This window comes from Streptomyces litmocidini, from assembly GCF_014649755.1.
Classification (GTDB): Bacteria; Actinomycetota; Actinomycetes; order Streptomycetales; family Streptomycetaceae; genus Streptomyces; species Streptomyces litmocidini.
This window is the reverse complement of the sequence record NZ_BMTQ01000022.1, coordinates 1-16,498: the sequence shown is the minus strand read 5'-3', so window position 1 is coordinate 16,498 and position 16,498 is coordinate 1. Positions and strand designations below refer to the sequence as shown.

The 16,498-nt window shown below is 74.3% G+C and carries 16 protein-coding genes and 2 tRNA genes; 7 read left to right on the top strand and 11 right to left on the bottom strand.

Annotated elements, in window-relative coordinates; all coding sequences use genetic code 11:
- Positions 1 to 62 precede the first annotated feature (62 nt).
- A tRNA-Thr gene (locus IE180_RS32290) sits at positions 63 to 136 on the top strand.
- Between the two features lie 339 nt (positions 137 to 475).
- Here IE180_RS32290 and IE180_RS32285 read toward each other — a convergent pair.
- Positions 476 to 575 (bottom strand) — tRNA-Ser (locus IE180_RS32285).
- Entirely contained in the window at positions 528 to 1,010 is a 483-nt protein-coding gene (locus IE180_RS32280) for a hypothetical protein (protein ID WP_308434457.1), read from the bottom strand. The genes IE180_RS32285 and IE180_RS32280 overlap by 48 nt, the downstream gene beginning before the upstream one ends.
- Before the next feature lie 565 nt (positions 1,011 to 1,575).
- Between IE180_RS32280 and IE180_RS32275 the strand changes: the two genes are divergently transcribed.
- Complete coding sequence (locus IE180_RS32275; protein WP_190160498.1) at positions 1,576 to 3,675, top strand: restriction endonuclease; 2,100 nt, start codon at positions 1,576 to 1,578, stop codon at positions 3,673 to 3,675.
- Positions 3,676 to 3,849: 174 nt separating this feature from the next.
- Here IE180_RS32275 and IE180_RS32270 read toward each other — a convergent pair whose 3' ends face one another.
- Positions 3,850 to 5,247 carry an NAD(P)/FAD-dependent oxidoreductase gene (locus tag IE180_RS32270; protein WP_190160497.1) on the bottom strand — a complete coding sequence of 466 codons (1,398 nt, stop codon included), beginning with the start codon at positions 5,245 to 5,247 and terminating at the stop codon, positions 3,850 to 3,852.
- Positions 5,248 to 5,652: 405 nt separating this feature from the next.
- Between IE180_RS32270 and IE180_RS32265 the strand changes: the two genes are divergently transcribed.
- Positions 5,653 to 6,132, top strand: coding sequence for a GNAT family N-acetyltransferase (locus IE180_RS32265; protein ID WP_190160496.1), 480 nt, complete (start codon positions 5,653 to 5,655; stop codon positions 6,130 to 6,132).
- Between the two features lie 9 nt (positions 6,133 to 6,141).
- Positions 6,142 to 6,471 (top strand): hypothetical protein, encoded by a 330-nt coding sequence (locus IE180_RS32260; protein WP_190160495.1) that lies wholly within the window; start codon positions 6,142 to 6,144, stop codon positions 6,469 to 6,471.
- Positions 6,472 to 6,503: 32 nt separating this feature from the next.
- Here IE180_RS32260 and IE180_RS32255 read toward each other — a convergent pair whose 3' ends face one another.
- Positions 6,504 to 7,502: a zinc-binding dehydrogenase gene (locus tag IE180_RS32255; protein ID WP_190160494.1), complete on the bottom strand. Its 999-nt coding sequence runs from the start codon at positions 7,500 to 7,502 to the stop codon at positions 6,504 to 6,506.
- Positions 7,503 to 7,552: 50 nt separating this feature from the next.
- The gene (locus IE180_RS32250) at positions 7,553 to 8,731 is read right to left on the bottom strand and encodes an NAD(P)-binding protein (RefSeq protein WP_190160493.1); all 1,179 of its coding nucleotides are present in this window, start codon (positions 8,729 to 8,731) and stop codon (positions 7,553 to 7,555) included.
- Between the two features lie 96 nt (positions 8,732 to 8,827).
- On the opposite strand from IE180_RS32250, the gene IE180_RS32245 reads away from it, so the two are divergent.
- Positions 8,828 to 9,496, top strand: coding sequence for a pentapeptide repeat-containing protein (locus IE180_RS32245; protein WP_190160492.1), 669 nt, complete (start codon positions 8,828 to 8,830; stop codon positions 9,494 to 9,496).
- A 321-nt stretch (positions 9,497 to 9,817) separates the two neighbouring features.
- Here the strand turns inward: IE180_RS32245 and IE180_RS32240 are convergent, their stop codons facing one another.
- The 3 genes from IE180_RS32240 to IE180_RS32230 are packed head-to-tail and all read right to left on the bottom strand — an operon-like array spanning position 9,818 to position 12,166.
- Complete coding sequence (locus IE180_RS32240) at positions 9,818 to 10,318, bottom strand: hypothetical protein (protein ID WP_190160491.1); 501 nt, start codon at positions 10,316 to 10,318, stop codon at positions 9,818 to 9,820.
- A 13-nt stretch (positions 10,319 to 10,331) separates the two neighbouring features.
- The gene (locus tag IE180_RS32235; RefSeq protein ID WP_229861119.1) at positions 10,332 to 10,994 is read right to left on the bottom strand and encodes a response regulator; all 663 of its coding nucleotides are present in this window, start codon (positions 10,992 to 10,994) and stop codon (positions 10,332 to 10,334) included.
- On the bottom strand, positions 10,991 to 12,166 hold the full coding sequence (locus IE180_RS32230; RefSeq protein ID WP_190160490.1) for a sensor histidine kinase: 1,176 nt from the start codon (positions 12,164 to 12,166) through the stop codon (positions 10,991 to 10,993). Before IE180_RS32230 ends, IE180_RS32235 begins: the two co-directional genes overlap by 4 nt.
- Before the next feature lie 132 nt (positions 12,167 to 12,298).
- On the opposite strand from IE180_RS32230, the gene IE180_RS32225 reads away from it, so the two are divergent.
- Complete coding sequence (locus IE180_RS32225; RefSeq protein WP_190160489.1) at positions 12,299 to 13,333, top strand: ATP-binding cassette domain-containing protein; 1,035 nt, start codon at positions 12,299 to 12,301, stop codon at positions 13,331 to 13,333.
- Positions 13,333 to 14,139 carry an ABC transporter permease subunit gene (locus tag IE180_RS32220; protein WP_190160488.1) on the top strand — a complete coding sequence of 269 codons (807 nt, stop codon included), beginning with the start codon at positions 13,333 to 13,335 and terminating at the stop codon, positions 14,137 to 14,139. Before IE180_RS32225 ends, IE180_RS32220 begins: the two co-directional genes overlap by 1 nt.
- A gap of 13 nt (positions 14,140 to 14,152) precedes the next feature.
- Here IE180_RS32220 and IE180_RS32215 read toward each other — a convergent pair whose 3' ends face one another.
- The 3 genes from IE180_RS32215 to IE180_RS32205 all read right to left on the bottom strand — a co-directional run.
- Complete coding sequence (locus tag IE180_RS32215; RefSeq protein ID WP_190160487.1) at positions 14,153 to 15,358, bottom strand: FAD-dependent monooxygenase; 1,206 nt, start codon at positions 15,356 to 15,358, stop codon at positions 14,153 to 14,155.
- A 106-nt stretch (positions 15,359 to 15,464) separates the two neighbouring features.
- Positions 15,465 to 16,085, bottom strand: coding sequence for a response regulator (locus IE180_RS32210; RefSeq protein WP_015035223.1), 621 nt, complete (start codon positions 16,083 to 16,085; stop codon positions 15,465 to 15,467).
- Positions 16,085 to 16,498 (bottom strand): sensor histidine kinase (locus IE180_RS32205; RefSeq protein WP_308434456.1); only part of this gene is annotated, 414 nt, incomplete at its 5' end. The genes IE180_RS32210 and IE180_RS32205, both read right to left, overlap by 1 nt.

Here is a 16,498-nt window from a genome sequence, read left to right as displayed (position 1 = left end):
ACCCGCGGCCCCGTGAGATTTCCGACCGCCGGCGGGGCCGGGTTGGTTACACTTCACTTGCTGCCTCCTTAGCTCAGCTGGCCAGAGCACCGCTCTTGTAAAGCGGGGGTCGTCGGTTCGAACCCGACAGGGGGCTCCGGGTAGGAGACGCGAAGACCCCCGACCGATCTTGGTCGGGGGTCTTCGGTCATCTGGCAGCAGACCTCGTCAACGTCGGCTCCCTCGTCGAGGATGCGCGTGAGCGTGGTGTGGTCGCTCGACTCCACTGCTTGGTGGGCGGGCGTCCAGGGGTTCTCGATCTCCAGGGCATCCACCCAGGGCATTCCGCCCGATGGAACGCGACCGTGATCGGCCGGACAGTTCCCGGTGACGGCAGTACCCGGACGGCACGTCGTAACAGGACAAACGTTCCCTGATGCGGCACTGGACAAGCCGACGGTCCCCAACCACGGATCCTGGTCAGAGGCCGTTCACCTGGGGTGGGTGTGGGATTCGAAACCACGGTGACATCGCTGCCACGACGGTTTTCAAGACCGTGTACGGATCGACGCTCCCAAAGCGTCGAGTGCACCCACGGCCGCGTGGACATGAGCCGGGCCGCGACGCAACCGTTCTCCCGCGCACCACCAGGACAGTCGCTCTTCGGTGTCCTCCCTTGGATGCATGCCCAGGCCATGCTCGGGGCAGAGGGGCCACGCCTGCCACAGAAGCTCCATGACGGTCTCCTGCGCGGCATCGGCGACGCTCGCCGGTGCAGAGGCAAGGCTGTCCTGTGAGTTCGGATCCAAGTGGTTGCCGTGCCACTCGCCGTTGGCCATGGCGACGTAGACGTTCTCCGGCTCATCCGCGTCATAGGACGGAAGGGCCAGCAGCTGCAGGGGTTCCAGCTGGGGAAGCGTCGCCCCCAGGTCCCGGTTCAGAAGGGCGAGAGCCTGATCCCACACTGGGTACTCGCCCGGCGAGACGCGGCGAGGCCCAGGGGGGTCGAAAAGAGCGCGCATGAGCACCATCCTCCCTCCTGGAGCGGTGGCTTCCCGGTGACCGGCGGTGGTGGTGGCCAGTCGGCGCAGGCCACCAGGGTGCCGCCGTCCTCGGTGAGGAGGAGCGGGGTGGTCCATGTCCGATCGGCGGCGTCGACCAGCCCTGTGCGCACGGGCCGGCCGTGTTCGTGGAGGAGTCCGCACCGCTCGTTCCGGCCCGAGGGGTTCGAGTCCGCGCGTGCGCATGCGCCGAAGCCGGTGCTCGAAGACTCCGGCGGGGGTGCCCGGTCCGCCGCCCAATGGGTGGCGCCGCTGCGGAGGGTGGCCAGGGCCGTCACGGACGCCTTGTTATTACCCGCTAACAGCGTTTCCAGCAGGTGTCGTTCCACGGCCACCTCCGTTCGGATCCTGCGGTACGGCGGTCGGGGCCGTGATCCCGGCGACCGCTCCCGGGGCGCGGATCCGTCGGCGGCGGCCGCGGGTGCGACGAAGGCGGGAGCACTCCGGCGTTCTCGTGCCCCGGCCCGCCGCCGTCAGGGACACTTGTGCGACACGGGGGGCGTGCGGGTGGTCGGGGCGTGGGAGGGGTGCGGGGATGAGTCGGCGTTCCGGTGGGCTGATCGGGGTGTGGGCCGAGCAGCAGCGGGTGGCGCAGAGGCAGCGGGAGGGGCAGCACCAGGCGGTGCTGCGGCAGCAGCGGGACGCCGAGCGGGCGCAGCGGGCGTACGAGCGGGACGTCGCCCGGATGCAGCGGGAGCAGCGGGCCGCCTATCGGCAGCAGCGGGAAGCCGACGCCCTGCGGCGCACCCGCGAGTTGGAGGAGCGGGTCGCCCTCCTCGAGGGGCTGCTCGCGGCCGGCTGCCGCGCGCCCGCCTTCTCCGTGGAGTCCCTGCGTCGCGCCGAGGACGTCGCGCCCTTCTCGCCCGGCCCGCTCGCCGAGCCCGTCGCCATGCCCGATCAGCGCCTCTACCAGGCGCAGTCCGCCTGGACGCCCTCCGGTCGTGCCCAGGCCGAGCGGGACGCGCGGGCCCGGTTCGAGCGCGACTGGTACGCGGCGCAGGCCGCCGAGGCGCGGCGGGTCGAGCAACTCGCCGCGTACCGGCGGGAGTACGACGCCTGGGCGGCCGCCCGTCTCGCCGAGGTGCGCGCCCACAACAGCGGGATCGACGGGACCGGCACGGCCCTGCGGAACGGGGACGCCGACACGGTCGTCGAGTACTTCTCCGCCGTGCTGTTCGCGTCGACCGCCTGGCCCGAGGGGTTTCCCCGCGAGGTGTCGGCCGCCTACGACCGGGCCGGACGCGGGCTCGTCCTCGACTGGGACCTGCCCGGGTACGAGGTGGTTCCGGGGGCCAAGGGGGTCAAGTACCTGCCGAGCACCGACCAGGAGAGGGAGGTCCCGCGGCCGGTGACGCAGCGGCGGGCGCTGTACCGGGACGTGTTGGCGCAGAGCGTGCTGCTCGCGGTGCGGGAGCTGTTCGCCGCGGATCGCTTCGGGGCGCTCGACGGGGTGGCGCTGAACGGGTACGTGAGCGGGGTGAACCCGGCGACGGGCCTGGACGCGCGGGTGTGCGTGGCGTCCGTGGTCGTGGAGCGGCAGGCCTTCGAGCGGCTGAACCTGGAGCTGGTGGCGGCCGTGGACTGCCTGACGGGGGCGCTCGGGGGCCGTCTGTCGGCGAAGCCGGACGAGCGGGCGGCGGTGGAGCCGCTGAGGCTGCCGGGCCAGGTCGGCTCGGACGTGGTGTCCCGGGGGGACGGTGAGGAGCCGGACCTGCTCGCCATGGATCCGATCGCCTTCGAGGGGCTCGTGGCCGAGCTGTTCCGGGCCCGGGGGCTCCAGGCGGTGACCACGCGGCGGTCGGGTGACGGCGGGGTCGACGTGGAGGCGCTGGATCCCGATCCGATCAGCGGCGGGTCGATCGTGGTGCAGGTGAAGCGGTACCGGAACACCGTGCCGCCGAGCGCCGTACGGGACCTGTTCGGGACCGTGCAGGACAAGGGGGCCAACAAGGGCGTCCTCGTCACGACGTCGAAGTTCGGGCCCGGCTCGTACGCCTTCGCCAACGGCAAGCCGCTGACGCTGATCTCGGGGACCGAGCTGGTGGACCTGCTGCACCAGCACGGTCTGCGGGGCCGGTTGGGCGGGGCCGCCCGACCGCTGGCGTCCGGGTCCGCGCCCGTGCCCGCGTCCGCTCCCGCCGAGGCCGCCGAGGACTTCAGCCTGCTCGGAATGGTGTGGTCGGGGTCCGCGGTCCTCGACGTCTGCGCGCTGGTCTGCGCCGGGAACCGGGTCCTCGGCGACGAGTGGTTCGTCTTCTTCAACAACCCCGCGACACCGGACGGTTCGGTCGCCGTGGTGGCGGCCGCCCCCGGTGACCGCGCGGCCGTGCGGGTCGGCTTCGACGCGCTGCCCGCGCGGGCGGACCGGCTGGTCCTGGTGGCGGCCGTGGACCCGGAGGTGAACCCCGACGCGGACCTGGGCGGGTTCACGGAGGCCGGGATACGGCTGCGGGACGACGCGGGCGCCGAGCTCGACCGGCTGGAGGTGTCCGACGGGCGGCCGGGGGAGAAGGCGCTCGTCCTCGGGTCGTTCCGGCGGCGGGCCGGCGGGGACTGGGACTTCGTCCTCGGCGGGAAGGGGTACCGGGGCGGGCTCGAGGAGCTCGTGGGGGACTTCGGCATCGAGGTGGAGTAGGCCGGGCCTGTCCCCCGGGTGGGGAGCCGGTCCGCGGGGTGGGGCCCTGTCCGCCGGGTGGGGAGCCGGTCCGCGGGGTGGGGAGCCGGTCCGCGGGGTGGGGAGCCGGTCCGCAGGGTGGGGCCCGGTCCGCCGGGCGGGTGCGCGCGGTACGCGCCCCGCCCGGCGTGTTCCTCAGCGGCCGCTCAGGCGGTTCGCCAGGACCGCCACCCGGTCCGTGGCCGCCGTGCGGCCCGTCGTCTCGCGGCGGTCGGCGCCCCGGAAGGCGGCGTACATGGTCTGGACGCCGAGCCAGCGCAGCGGCTCCGGCTCCCACTTGCGGACCTTGTGACCGACCCAGGGGAGGGACGTGAGGTCGGTGGGGCCCGACTGGCCCGAGTCCTGCTGGATCAGGTCGCGGAGGGTGCGGGCCGCGAGGTTGGCGGTGGCGACGCCGGAGCCGACGTAGCCGCCGGCCCAGCCGAGGCCGGTGGAGCGGTCGAGGGTGACGGTGGCGCACCAGTCGCGGGGGACGCCGAGGACGCCGGACCACGCGTGGTCGATCCGTACGCCCGCCAGCTGCGGGAAGAAGCGGATCAGGATCTCGCGGAGGGCGTCGACGGTCCGGGCCTGGGTGCGGCCGTCGTTGTCGGTCTTCGAGCCGAAGCGGTACGGGACGCCCCGGCCGCCGAGCGCGATGCGGCCGTCGGCGGTGCGCTGCGCGTACATGTAGGCGTGGGCCATGTCGCCGAGGGTCTCGCGGCCGTCCCAGCCGACGGACTCCCACTGGGCGTCGGTGAGGGGCTCGGTGGCGATCATCGAGGAGTTCATGGGGAGCCAGGTGCGGCGCTGGCCGGCGAGGGAGGCGGTGAAGCCCTCGGTGCAGCGCAGGACGTACGGGGCGCGGACGGTGCCGTACGGGGTGATCGCGTGCTTCGGCTTGATCTCGGTGACGGGGGTCGACTCGTGGATCGTGACGCCGAGCGCCTCGACGGTCGCCGCGAGGCCCTGGACGAGCTTGACCGGGTGGAGGCGGGCGCCGTGCGGGGTCCAGGAGGAGCCGACGGCCCCGGCGACGCGGATGCGTCCGGCGGTCTCGCGGGCGCCGTACAGCTCGCGGTCGGTCTCGCCGAAGGCGAGTTCGGCGGCGTGGAAGGCCTTGAGGCGGGCGAACTGGGCGGGGGAGAGGGCCACCTCCAGGACGCCGCCGCGGTGCTGGTCGGCGTCGATCTTCTCGGCGTCGCAGACGTCGAGGACCTCGGTGACGGTGGTGTTCATGGCCTGCTGGAGGCGGACGGCGGCCTCGTGGCCGTGGAGCCTGGCGTAGCGGTCGCGGCCGGCGATGCCGTTGTAGAGCCAGCCGCCGTTGCGGCCGGAGGCGCCGTATCCGCAGAACTTGGCTTCGAGGACGGTGATGTTGAGGAAGGGGACGGCCTTCTTGAGGTAGTAGGCGGTCCACAGTCCCGTGTATCCGCCGCCGACGATGCAGACGTCGGCGGCGGTGTCGCCGGGGAGCGGTTCGCGGGGCGCGGGGGCGCCCTGCTGCGCGTACCAGAACGATATTCCGCCGTTGACCGTGACCGTGCTGCTCATGCTGTTCCTCGTGAGCCGAAGTGAGCCGAAGGGGATGACGCGGGTGCGTGCGGCACGCCCTCGGTGTGCCGGTGTCCAGCATTCCGGGGTGATCGGGATTCCGGAAGAACCGGTGAAGACGCAGTTCCGGTTCAACGGAAACGCGGGTCGGGCCTTCATCGACGCCCTGCCGGGCCGGGCCGCGCATTTCCTCGACCGGTGGGGGTTGCGGCCGTCCGGGCCGTCGATGTACGGGACGGCCTCGCCGGTGCTGCCGGTGACGCGGACCGCCGACGGGGACGCCGCTCCTGGAACGGCTCGACGGAGGACGACACCTGCCGGCCCGGGAGGGCGGGACGCGGGGCGGGGGGCCCGTCGCGCGGATCCTGCTGGCCAGGAGGGTGTGGCGCCGGGCAGGCTGGGGGCATGATCCGTACAGCCACGCCTGCCGACGTCCCCGTCATCCACGCCCTGATCCGTGACCTCGCCGAGTACGAGAAGGCCCTCGACGAGGTCCGTACGACTCCCGAACAGCTCCACGAGGCCCTGTTCGGCGAGCGTCCCGCCGCCTTCGCGCACATCGCCGAGACGGAGGCGGGCGAGGCGGTGGGCTTCGCGCTCTGGTTCCTCAACTTCTCGACCTGGCGCGGGGTCCACGGCATCTACCTGGAGGACCTGTACGTCCGCCCGGAGGCCCGGGGCGGCGGCCACGGCAAGGCCCTGCTGCGCGAACTGGCCCGCATCTGCGTCGAGCGCGGCTACGAGCGCCTGGAATGGTCCGTACTGAACTGGAACCGGCCCTCGATCGACTTCTACGAGTCGCTGGGCGCCCGTCCGCAGGACGAGTGGACGGTCTACCGGCTGACGGACGGGGCCCTGGCGGAGCTGGGCGGGGCGACGGTGTAGGAAGGGGGCATGGACATTGAGCAGCGGTTCCAGCGGATCACCGGCTTCATCGAGGCGCGGCTGACGCCGCTCTTCGACCCCGCCAACGGCAGCGACCACGGATTCGGCATGGACGACACGTCGAGGGCGCTGCGGGCCCTGCGCTACACCGTGCAGGCCGCGTCGGCGGTGAACGGGCTCGTGGAGAAGCGGGAGACGGCGCCGGAGCTGCGGCAGGTCGTCGACCAGGCGCTGGAGCACAACTGGGACGTGCTGCGCTCCGTCGCCCGGATGTGGGAGGACCACCCCGACTTCACGAAGGAGTTCAAGGCGCACTCCTGGGACGTGCTGGGCGTCTGACGCCCGGCCCGCCGTCCGCCGTCCGCTGCCCGCTACGGGATCAGGACCACCTTGCCCGTCGTGCCCCGGTTCTCCAGGGTGCGGTGGGCCTCCGCCGCCCGCGCGAGGGGGAACCGGTGGAGCGCCGGGCGGAGGCGGCCGGTGGCGGCGGCTTCGAGGGCGGCGAGTTCGAGGGTGCGGATGTCGCCGCCCGCCTTCTGGATCATGACGGGGCCGAGGACGGACTCCGAGGTGATCCCGCGGGCGGTGAGCTCCTCCTCGGTGAAGACGAGCGGTTCGCCGTCGTGGAGCCCGGCCCCGGACCAGCCGAAGACCAGGTGCTGTCCGCCCTTGCCGAGCAGGTCGACGGCGGCGCGGCCGGTGGCGCCGCCGACCGAGTCGAAGACGACGGTCGCCGGACGGTCGCCCAGGTACGCGCGGACCTTCTCCGGCCAGTCGGGCCGCTTGTAGTCGACGGCCAGGTCGGCGCCGTTCGCCTCGACGAGGGCGACCTTCGCGGGGCCGCCGGCGAGGCCGATGACGGTGGCGCCGGCGTTCTTGGCGTACTGGACGAGCAGGGTGCCGATGCCGCCGGCGGCGGCCGGGACGATCGCGACCGAGTCGGGCCCGAGCTCGGTGAATCCCAGGATGCCCAGGGTCGTGCGGCCGGTGCCGATCATGGCGACGGCCTCCGCCTCGCCGAGGTGGTCGGGCAGGGCGTGCAGGCGGGCGGCGTCGGCGACGGCGAGTTCGGCGTAACCGCCGGGGTTCATGCCGAGGTGGACGACGACCCGCCGGCCGAGCCAGACCGGGTCGGTGCCCTCGCCGAGGGCGTCGACGGTGCCGGCGACCTCGCGGCCGGGGATCGTGGGGAGCTCGGCGGGCGCGGGGAAGGGCCCCGTGGCGCCTTCGCGGAGGACGGTGTCGAGGAGGTGCACGCCGGCCGCCGCGACCCGGACGCGTACCTGGCCGGGGCCCGGCACGGGGTCGGGCGTCTCCTCGTAGGTGAGGTTCTCGGCGGGGCCGAAGGCGTGGAGGCGGATGGCGTGCATGGCGTTCCCCTGTCGTTGTGCGGATGGACCGGAGTGCCCAGCCTCCGACCTCAAGCGCGCTCGAGGTCAAGGCGGCGCCTCAGCGGGAGGTCCGCGCGCAGGGCCAGCGACACCGCCTCGACCGCGCTCGTGAACGACACCTCCGACAGCACGCCCGGCGCCGCCACCCCGTCCCCCACCAGGTACACCCCGTCGCCCCGGTCGACGGCCGGCCGGTCGCGCCAGGTCGTGCCCGGGCGGTCCACCGCTCCCGTACGGCCCTGGGAGACGGACTCCCGACGCCACACCGTCCGCTCCCGCCAGCCCGGGAAGCCGAGGTCGAGCAGCCGTTCCGCATGGGCGACGCCGTCCGCCTTCGACGCGTCGGGGCCGATCGGCAACTGCGCCTGGATCAGCTGCCGTCCCGCGGGGGCCAGCGAGGGGTCCTGCGCCGTGAACCGCTCGATCCAGCCCGGCGCGTCCAGGTCGGAGACCACGAACGGGTCGCCCTTCCGCCGGCGCAGCGCCAGGTCGAACAGGACCGTGCGGCCGCCCTCCCAGGCCAGCGACGGGTCGCCGAGGAGCCGGGCGGCCGCCGGCAGGGCGGTCGCGACGATCACCGGACCGCCGCCGAGCGGCAGGGCGTCGACCCGGGACGAGGTCTCGATCCGTACGCCCAGTTCACGCGCGCGCGTGGCCATCCGCTCGATCAACTCGCCCCAGCCTCCCCGGACGTAGTGCGCCTCGGGCGGCAGGGCGGCGGCCCGGTGCAGCCGCTCCTGCACGAAGCGGGCCGAGAGGGAGCCGGGATCGTGGTGGAAGAGGGCGACCCCGCTGTACGCCGCGGCCACGCGCGCGGTGCGCTCGCCCGCGAGGCCCGTCGCCCAGGTGTGGAAGTCGAGCTCCACCGGGGCCTGTTCGGCCTTACGGCGGGCCTGGCGCAACAGGCCGAACGGCGGGGTGCGGCGCAGGGCGCCGTCGCGGTGGAAGCGGAACCGGAGGGCCTCGGCGGCCGGCAGCGCGGCGAGCGGGCCGAGGAGGCCGCGCTGCTTCAGCCAGGTCCAGTGGGGGCCGCCGCTGTAGAGGGCGTGCGGGCCCTCGTTCGTGCGGTACGGGCCGTCGGCCGTCCGCGCGCGGCCGCCGAGCGTCCGGTGCGCCTCGTGGACGGTCACCTCGGTGCCGGCCTCGGCGGCCGTGAGGGCGGCGGTCAGTCCGGCGAAGCCGCCGCCGATGATCGTGAGCTTCCGCATGTCCGTCTCCTCGTGTCGGTCTCACAGCGGGGACGGACGGCGGGGCCCGGGATGTGACATCGGGGCGTTGTCAGTGGCGTACCTCACGATGGGGGCATGGCGGCGACACGCAAGAAGAAGGTGGCGGGGGCACGGCGGCCGGAGGTCCGGCTGCCGCCCCTGGAGGCGTACGGCGGCGGGCTCGCACCGGACGGGGACTACGACGGCCTCGAACTGGCCGGGCTCGACCTGGCGGGCCAGTCGGGGGAAGGAGCCCGGTTCCTGGATTGCGCGCTGCGCGAGTGCGGGCTCGACGGCACGCGGCTCACGGGGGCGCGGTTCCTCGACTCGGTGCTGACGGGGGTACGGGGGGTGGGCACCGAGCTCGCCGGGGCGCAGCTGCGGGACGTGGAACTCGTGGAGGCGCGGCTCGGCGGGGCGCAGCTGCACGGGGCGGTCCTGGAGCGGGTCGTCGTCCGGGGCGGCAAGAGCGACTACCTCAACCTGCGGGCGGCGAAGCTGAAGGACGTCGTCTTCGAGGGCTGCGTGCTGAGCGAGCCGGACTTCGGGGGCGCGGTCCTGGAGCGGGTCGAGTTCGTGGACTGCGTGCTCACGGGCGTGGACTTCACGGGGGCGCGGCTCACGGACGTGGACCTGCGGGGGGTGCAGCGCCTCGAGATCGCGCGGGGGGTGGAGTCCCTGGCGGGCGCGGTGATCTCCGCGACGCAACTCCTGGACCTGGCACCGGTGCTGGCGGCGTGGCTGGGGGTGCGGGTGGAGGGGTGACCCCGGCCTGCGGCGCCCGCCGCGTGCGGGCACCCCGGGGACGGTGCCCGCTCCCGCGCCCCCCGTCGTGGGCGCGCGCCCGCCGGGGCGGTGCCCCCTCGCGCCCTGTTGTGGGCAGTCGTTCCGCTGGGGCGAGCAGGGGGACCCCCCTCGCCCGGCGGGACGATTGCCCACACGGGCAGGGGGACCGGCCCCGGCGGGCGCGCGCCCACACGGCGGTGGCGGAAGGGGCGCCGCCCAGCAGGGCGCGCCCACAACGGGGGGCGTGGGGACGGAACGGTGCCCGTACGGGGGATGCCGTCCCGCCGTCCCGTACGCGGGCTAGGGCAGGCGGGGGAAGCGGGACTGGAGGGTCCAGATGGCGGGGTTGTCCGCCAGGCCCTCGTGCATGTCCGTGAGGTCCGCGATCAGGTCGTGCAGGAAGTCCCGCGCCTCGCGCCGCAGCTCGGCGTGGTTGAAGGTGACCGGCGGCTCGTCGCCCGGCATCCAGTCGGCCTCGACGTCCACCCATCCGAAGCGGCGCTCGAAGAGCATCCGGTCCGTGGACTCGGTGAAGTCGAGCTCCGCGTACTGCGGCTGCGCGGCGCGGCTGCCGCGCGGGTCCCGGTCGAGCTGCTCGACGATGTCGCACAGCGCCCACGCGAAGTCGAGCACCGGCACCCATCCCCAGGACGTGGACACCTCGCGGTCGGTCTCCGTGTCGGCGAGGTACACGTCCCCGCAGAACAGGTCGTGGCGCAGGGCGTGGACGTCCGCGTGGCGGTAGTCGGTCTGCGGCGGGTCGGGGAAGCGACGCGAGAGGGAGTAGCCGATGTCGAGCACGGGACCGATGGTGTCACGGCACCAGCTCCGTCTCGTACGCGAGGATCACCAGCTGCACCCGGTCGCGCGCGTCCAGCTTGGAGAGGAGGCGCGCCACGTGCGCCTTCGCGGTGGCCGCGCTGATGTGGAGCCGTTCCGCGATCTCGCCGTTCGAGAGGCCCCGGCCGACGAGGGCGAGGACCTCCCGTTCGCGTTCGGTGACCCCGTCGAGGCCGCGCGGCACGCCCCGGACCGCCCGGGGTTCCGGGCGCGCCGCGAACTCCTGGATCAGGCGGCGGGTCACGCCCGGTGCGATCAGGGCGTCGCCGGAGGCCACCACCCGGATCGCGTGGAGGATGTCGTCGAGGGCCATGTCCTTGACGAGGAAGCCGCTCGCACCGGAGCGGAGCGCGCCGTACACGTACGCGTCGTCGTCGAAGGTGGTCAGGACGAGGACGCGCGGCGCCCCGGGTCCCGCCGTGACGATCCGGGTGGCCTCGATGCCGTCCATGCCGGGCATCCGCACGTCCATCAGCACCACGTCGGGCCCGAGGTTCCGGGACAGGGCGACCGCCTCCGTGCCGGAGCCGGCCTCGCCGACGACCTCGAGGTCGGGGGTGTCGGCCATGAGGACGCGCAGCCCGGCCCGGACCAGTGGCTGGTCGTCGACGAGGAGGACGCGGATGCGGGGACTCACGGGGCGGGGGTTCCTTCCAGGAGGTCGGGCAGCGGCAGCAGTGCCGTGACGTGGAAGCCGCCGCCGGGCCGGGGGCCCGCGCTGAGGCTGCCGCCGAGGAGCGCGGCGCGTTCGCGCATCCCGACGAGGCCGTAGCCGCCGCCGGGCTCCGCGCAGGGCGTGCCGCGGCCGTCGTCGGCGATCTCGACGAGCAGGGTGTCGGCGCGCCGCTCCACCGTCACCCGGCAGGTGGGGACGGCCGCGTGCCGGACGACGTTGGTGAGGGACTCCTGCACGATCCGGTACGCGGCGAGGTCGACCTCCGGCGGGAGCGACACGTCGGGGTTGCCGAGGTGCCGCAGTTCGACCCGTACCCCCGCGTCCGCCGTGGAGGCGGCGAGCCGTTCCAGGTCGGCGAGGCCGGGCGCCGGGTCGCGGGGTGCGGGGCGGCCGTCGGCGGCGGCACCGCGCAGCGCGCCCAGGGTGCGGCGCAGACCGGCGAGGGTCTCCCGGCCGGTGGTCTCGATGGTGGCGAGGGCGTTGCGGGCCTCGGCGGGCCGGGTGTCGATGACCCGGCGGCCGACGCCCGCCTGGATGGCGATGACGCCGATGCTGTGCGCGACGACGTCGTGCAGTTCACGGGCGATCCTGAGCCGTTCGGCGGCGACGGCCTCGGCGGCGGTCGCGACGCGCAACTCCGCCGCGTGGCTGCGCCGTTCGCGTACGGACCGGCCGAGGAGTCCGGCGGTGAGCAGGGCGAGCGCGAGGGCCACGACGGTGCTGACGAAGACGTCCTGCCCCGAGGTGGTGTAGGTCGCGGCCGCGATCTGGGCGCCGAGCGCGCCGAGGGCGGTGGGCAGCAGGATCCGGAGCGGGTACAGGAGGGCGATCCGGCCGACGACGGCGTCGGCGGCGAGGACCGGAAGGTAGAGGAACACGGCGTCCGGGCGGGTCGTCGCCGCCGCGAGCATTCCGGCGAGCAGCAGTCCGAGCGCGGCGGGCGGGTTGCGGCGCACCAGGGGCAGTGTCAGGCCCACGGCGACGGCGGTGAGGAAGAACCGCAGCTCGGTGGGGCGGTACGGGCCGGTCCGGAGGCCGGCGAGGAACAGGAGGGGGTGGGCGACGGCCGTGCCCCAGGCGAGGGTCGCCGCCACCCGGTCGTGGGGCGGGCGGTCGGTCGGGGTGGCGGGCATGGCCCCGATCGTAGGCGTGGCCGTACGCCGGGACATCGCCCTGCGGGCGTACGCCTCCGGGCTGCCCCCTCGGGCGGGTTGTGGCCGCCGGGCCGATGTGCCGGGGGGTGCCGGACGGTCACCGTGGGTCGCATGATCGAAGTCCACGAACTGACCAAGCGCTACGGCCGTCCGAGCCGGTTCCGGCGCGTCGGCGGGATCCGTCGACCGGCGTCCACCGCCGGTCCCGCCGCCGGCCGTACGGTGTCCGCCGCCGCCCCCGGGGCCGATACGGGCCCCGCCGCCGACCGCCCCGCCGCCGGTCGTCTCGCCGTCGATCGGCTCAGCTTCAGCGTGAAGCCCGGGCGGGTGACCGGCTTCCTCGGGCCCAACGGGGCCGGGAAGTCGACGGCCCTGCGGCTGATCCTGGGGCTGAACGAGCCGACGTCCGGGACGGCCACCGTCGACGGGCGGCGGTTCCGGGAGCTGCCGCGCGGGCTGCGGCACGTCGGTGCGCTGCTCGACGCGCACGACGTGCACGGCGGCCGGACCGCCGAAGCGCATCTGGTGGCGCTCGCCCGCACCAACGGCATTCCGCGCCGTCGGGTCGGCGAGGTCCTCGACGAGGTCGGGCTCGGCGGGGCGGGGCGGCGGCGGATCGGCGGTTACTCGCTCGGCATGAGGCAACGCCTCGGCATCGCCGCCGCGTTGCTCGGCGACCCACCCGTGCTCCTTTTCGACGAGCCGGTCAACGGCCTGGATCCGGAGGGCGTCCTGTGGGCGCGGGGGCTGTTCCGGCGGCTCGCCGCCGAGGGCCGGACGGTGTTCGTCTCCAGCCATCTGATGAGCGAGATGGAACACACCGCCGACGACCTCGTCGTCATCGGCCGCGGCCGGCTCATCGCGGCCGAGAGCGTGGCCGCCTTCGCCGCGCGCGGCACCCGCCGGAGCGTGACCGTGCGGACGGCCGACCCGGCGGCCGCCCGGAGCCTCGTCGACGCCCTGGAGGCCGAGGGGGCGACCGTGCGGCACCGAGGAGGACGCCTCGCCGTGACCGGGGCCGACGCGGACCGGATCGGCCTCCTCGCCTTCCGGCACGGCATCCCGCTCGCCGAACTGACCGCGCACGCCTCCTCCCTCGAAGAGACGTTCATGGAGCTCACCGCCGACAGTGTGGAGTACCGCTGATGCCGCACGCCCGTTTCCGCGACCTGCTCGCAGCCGAGTGGACGAAACTGTGGTCGCTCCGCTCCACGCCCTGGGCCTTCGCCGTCGGCGCGGTCGCCGTCCTCGGCGTCAACCTCAACGCGACCCTCGCCGACCACCGCAACTACCCGAACTACTCGGACGGCATCAAGGAGCTCTTCGTGCCGGTCTGGGCGATGCGCGACGCGTTCACGCTCGGCGGGGCCATGGTCTTCACCCTCGCGACCGGCTCGATCGGAGCGCTGGTGATCGTCGGTGAGTACGGCACGGGTCAGATCCGGACGACCTTCGCGGCCGTCCCGGCCCGCCGGTCCGTCGTCGCGGCGAAGACGCTCGTCCTCGCCACCGTGATGCTGGCGTACGGCGCGCTGGTCGCCGGGGTCTCGTTCGCCGTCACGCAGGCCGTGCTCGACGGCCGGGACGTCGGCATGGCGATCGGCGACGAAGGCGTGCTGCGGGCCGTCGCCGCGTCGGCGCTCCTCGCTCCGGTGTGCGCCCTCGCCGGCTTCGGCCTCGGGGCGCTGCTGCGGCACACCGCGACGACGATCGTCTCCCTGACCGGTGTGCTGCTCCTGCTGCCGGCCCTGATGGACGAGCGCAACCGCTGGGGCGCGGTGTTCCTGCACGCCCTGCCGCAGGGGGCGTGGAAGCGGCTCACCGAGGTCGGGGTGTCGCCGGTGCCGGTGGACCATCCGTGGACCGCCGGCGGGGCGTGGACCGTGTACGCGGCCTGGGCGGCGGGCGCCGTGACGGTGGCCTTCCTCGCCGTCCACCGCCGGGACGTGTGAGCCGGTGCGGGGCTCAGCGGCGCCCGTGCGCCGCCCGGGCCACCCGGGGGCCCAGCCAGCGCTTGAGGCGGCGCAGGGGCTCCAGTTGTCCGGCGGCCCGGTCGATCCGGTAGTACAGCTGCGGCGGGACGTGCGGGAGCAGCGGTGAGTGGCGCTGGCCGAGGAGCGCGAACATCTTGGCCGGTTCCAGGTTCATGTAGCGCGGGAGGTTCTCGTACCACTGGGCGCTGTAGCGGGCGGCGCTCTGCGCGGAGACGAGTTCGGCGCGCCGGCGCCTGCCGTACGCGGTGAGGGCGGCGTCGAGGTCGCCGGGGGCGCGCAGGACGTCCGCGAGGACGAGCGCGTCCTCCAGGGCGAGGGTGGTGCCCGCGCCGATCGAGTAGTGGGTGGTGTGGGCGGCGTCGCCGAGGAGGACGAGGTTGTCCCGGTGCCAGACCCGGTTGGTGAGGGTGCGGAAGGTCAGCCAGCGGGCGGCGTCGTCGGCGCGTTCGCGGCCGATCAGCTCGTGCCCGTCGAGGAGGTCGTGGAAGAGCTTCTCCAGGAGGTTCAGGCTGTCGGCCTCGCCGCGCGTGTCGAGGCCGAGGCCGGTCCAGGTCTCCGGGGAGCACTCGACGACGCAGGTGGAGCGCTCGCCGCTGAAGCCGTAGGCGTAGCACCAGATCCAGCCGTGCTCGGTCTCCTTGAAGGCGAAGCTGAAGGAGTCGAAGACCTTGGTGGTGCCGAGCCAGATGTACTGGTTGCGGCCGCTGGTGACCTCGCTGCCGAAGTGGTCGGCGTGCGCCTCGCGGAGCGCGCTGTTGACGCCGTCGGCGGCGACGACCAGGCCCGCGCCGGCCAGTTCGGGCGCGTCCGGGCCGGGGATGCCGTGCTCGAACCCGACCCGTACGCCGAGGTCCTCGGCGCGGTCGGCGAGCAGTGCGAGCATCCGTCGCCGTCCGATGCCGAAGCCCGCGTCGCCGCGGTGGACGGTCCGCTCGTCGCGGACGATGGCGACCCCGTCGGTCCAGGTCACGGACGCCTCGGCGACGGCGGCCGCGGACTCGGGGTCGCCGGCGCGCAGCTTGTCGAGGAGCCCCGCCCAGTACGTCACGCCCCAGCCGTACGTGGAGCCCGCCGGGTTCCGTTCGTACACGGTGATGTCGTGGGACGGATCCTGCCGCTTCAGCAGGATCGAGAGGTAGAGGCCGGCGGGTCCGCCGCCGACGATCGCGAGCTTCACGTGCGCTCCCACTGAGACATGACACCGTGCGGTCGAGTGACGACGCACGGTAGCAGTGGGAGGCCGTGCGGTGCCGGGGAACGGCGCCGGGGGCCAGCCCAACGGGCTACGGCAGCAGTCGGCGTTCCTTCGCCACCGCGACCGCGCCGGCCCGGGTGTCGACGCCGAGCTTGGCGTAGATGCGGCCGAGGTGCGTCTTCACCGTCGCCTCGCTGATGAACAGCGCCCGCGCGATCTCCCGGTTGCCGAGGCCGCGCCCCAGCTGTCCGAGGATGTCCCGCTCCCGGTCGGTGAGCGAGGGGCCCGCCGCGCCCCGCATGCGGTCCATGACCCGGCTGGCGACCGGCGGGGAGAGGGCCGTGCGGCCCTGGGCGGCGGAGTGGATCGCGGCGAACAGCTCCTCGGGCCGCTCGGCCTTCAGCAGGTAGCCCGTCGCACCCGCCTCGATCGCCCGCGTGATGTCCGCGTCCGTGTCGTACGTGGTGAGGACCAGGACGTGGACGCCGGTGGGCGCGATCCGCCGGGTCGCCTCCACGCCGTCGATGCCCGCGCCGAGCTGGAGGTCCATCAGGACGACGTCCGGCTTGAGCTTCGCCGCCATCGCGACGGCCTCCTCGCCGCTGCCCGCCTCGCCCACCACCTCGATGTCGGGGGTGCTGCCGAGCAGCGCGAGCAGGCCGGCGCGGACGACGACGTGGTCGTCGCAGAGGAGGATCCGTACGGACATCAGGACTCCAGGGGGAGCGGGATCGCGGCGGAGAGCACCGTGCCCTCGCCCGGGGTGGACTCGACCGTCAGGGTGCCACCGAGCTGTTGGGCGCGCACCCGCATCGCGGGCAGGCCGTGACCCCGCTCGGCCCGCTCGCGCGCGAGCGCCGGGTCGAAGCCGCGGCCGTCGTCGGCGACGTCCAGGACCACCTGGTCGTCGAGGTACGTGAGGGTGAGGGCGGCGGAGTCGGCGTCGGCGTGCTCGCGGATGTTGGCGAGGGCGCCCTGGGCGATCCGCAGCAGCGCCGCCTGCACGCGGTCGGGCAGCGGCACCGGGGTCCCGTCGACCCGGAAGGCCGTCGCCTCGCGGGCGGCGAGGGCGCGCAGGGCCTCTTCGAGGCCGCCGCCTCCGGCGAGGTCGGCGGGGGCGAG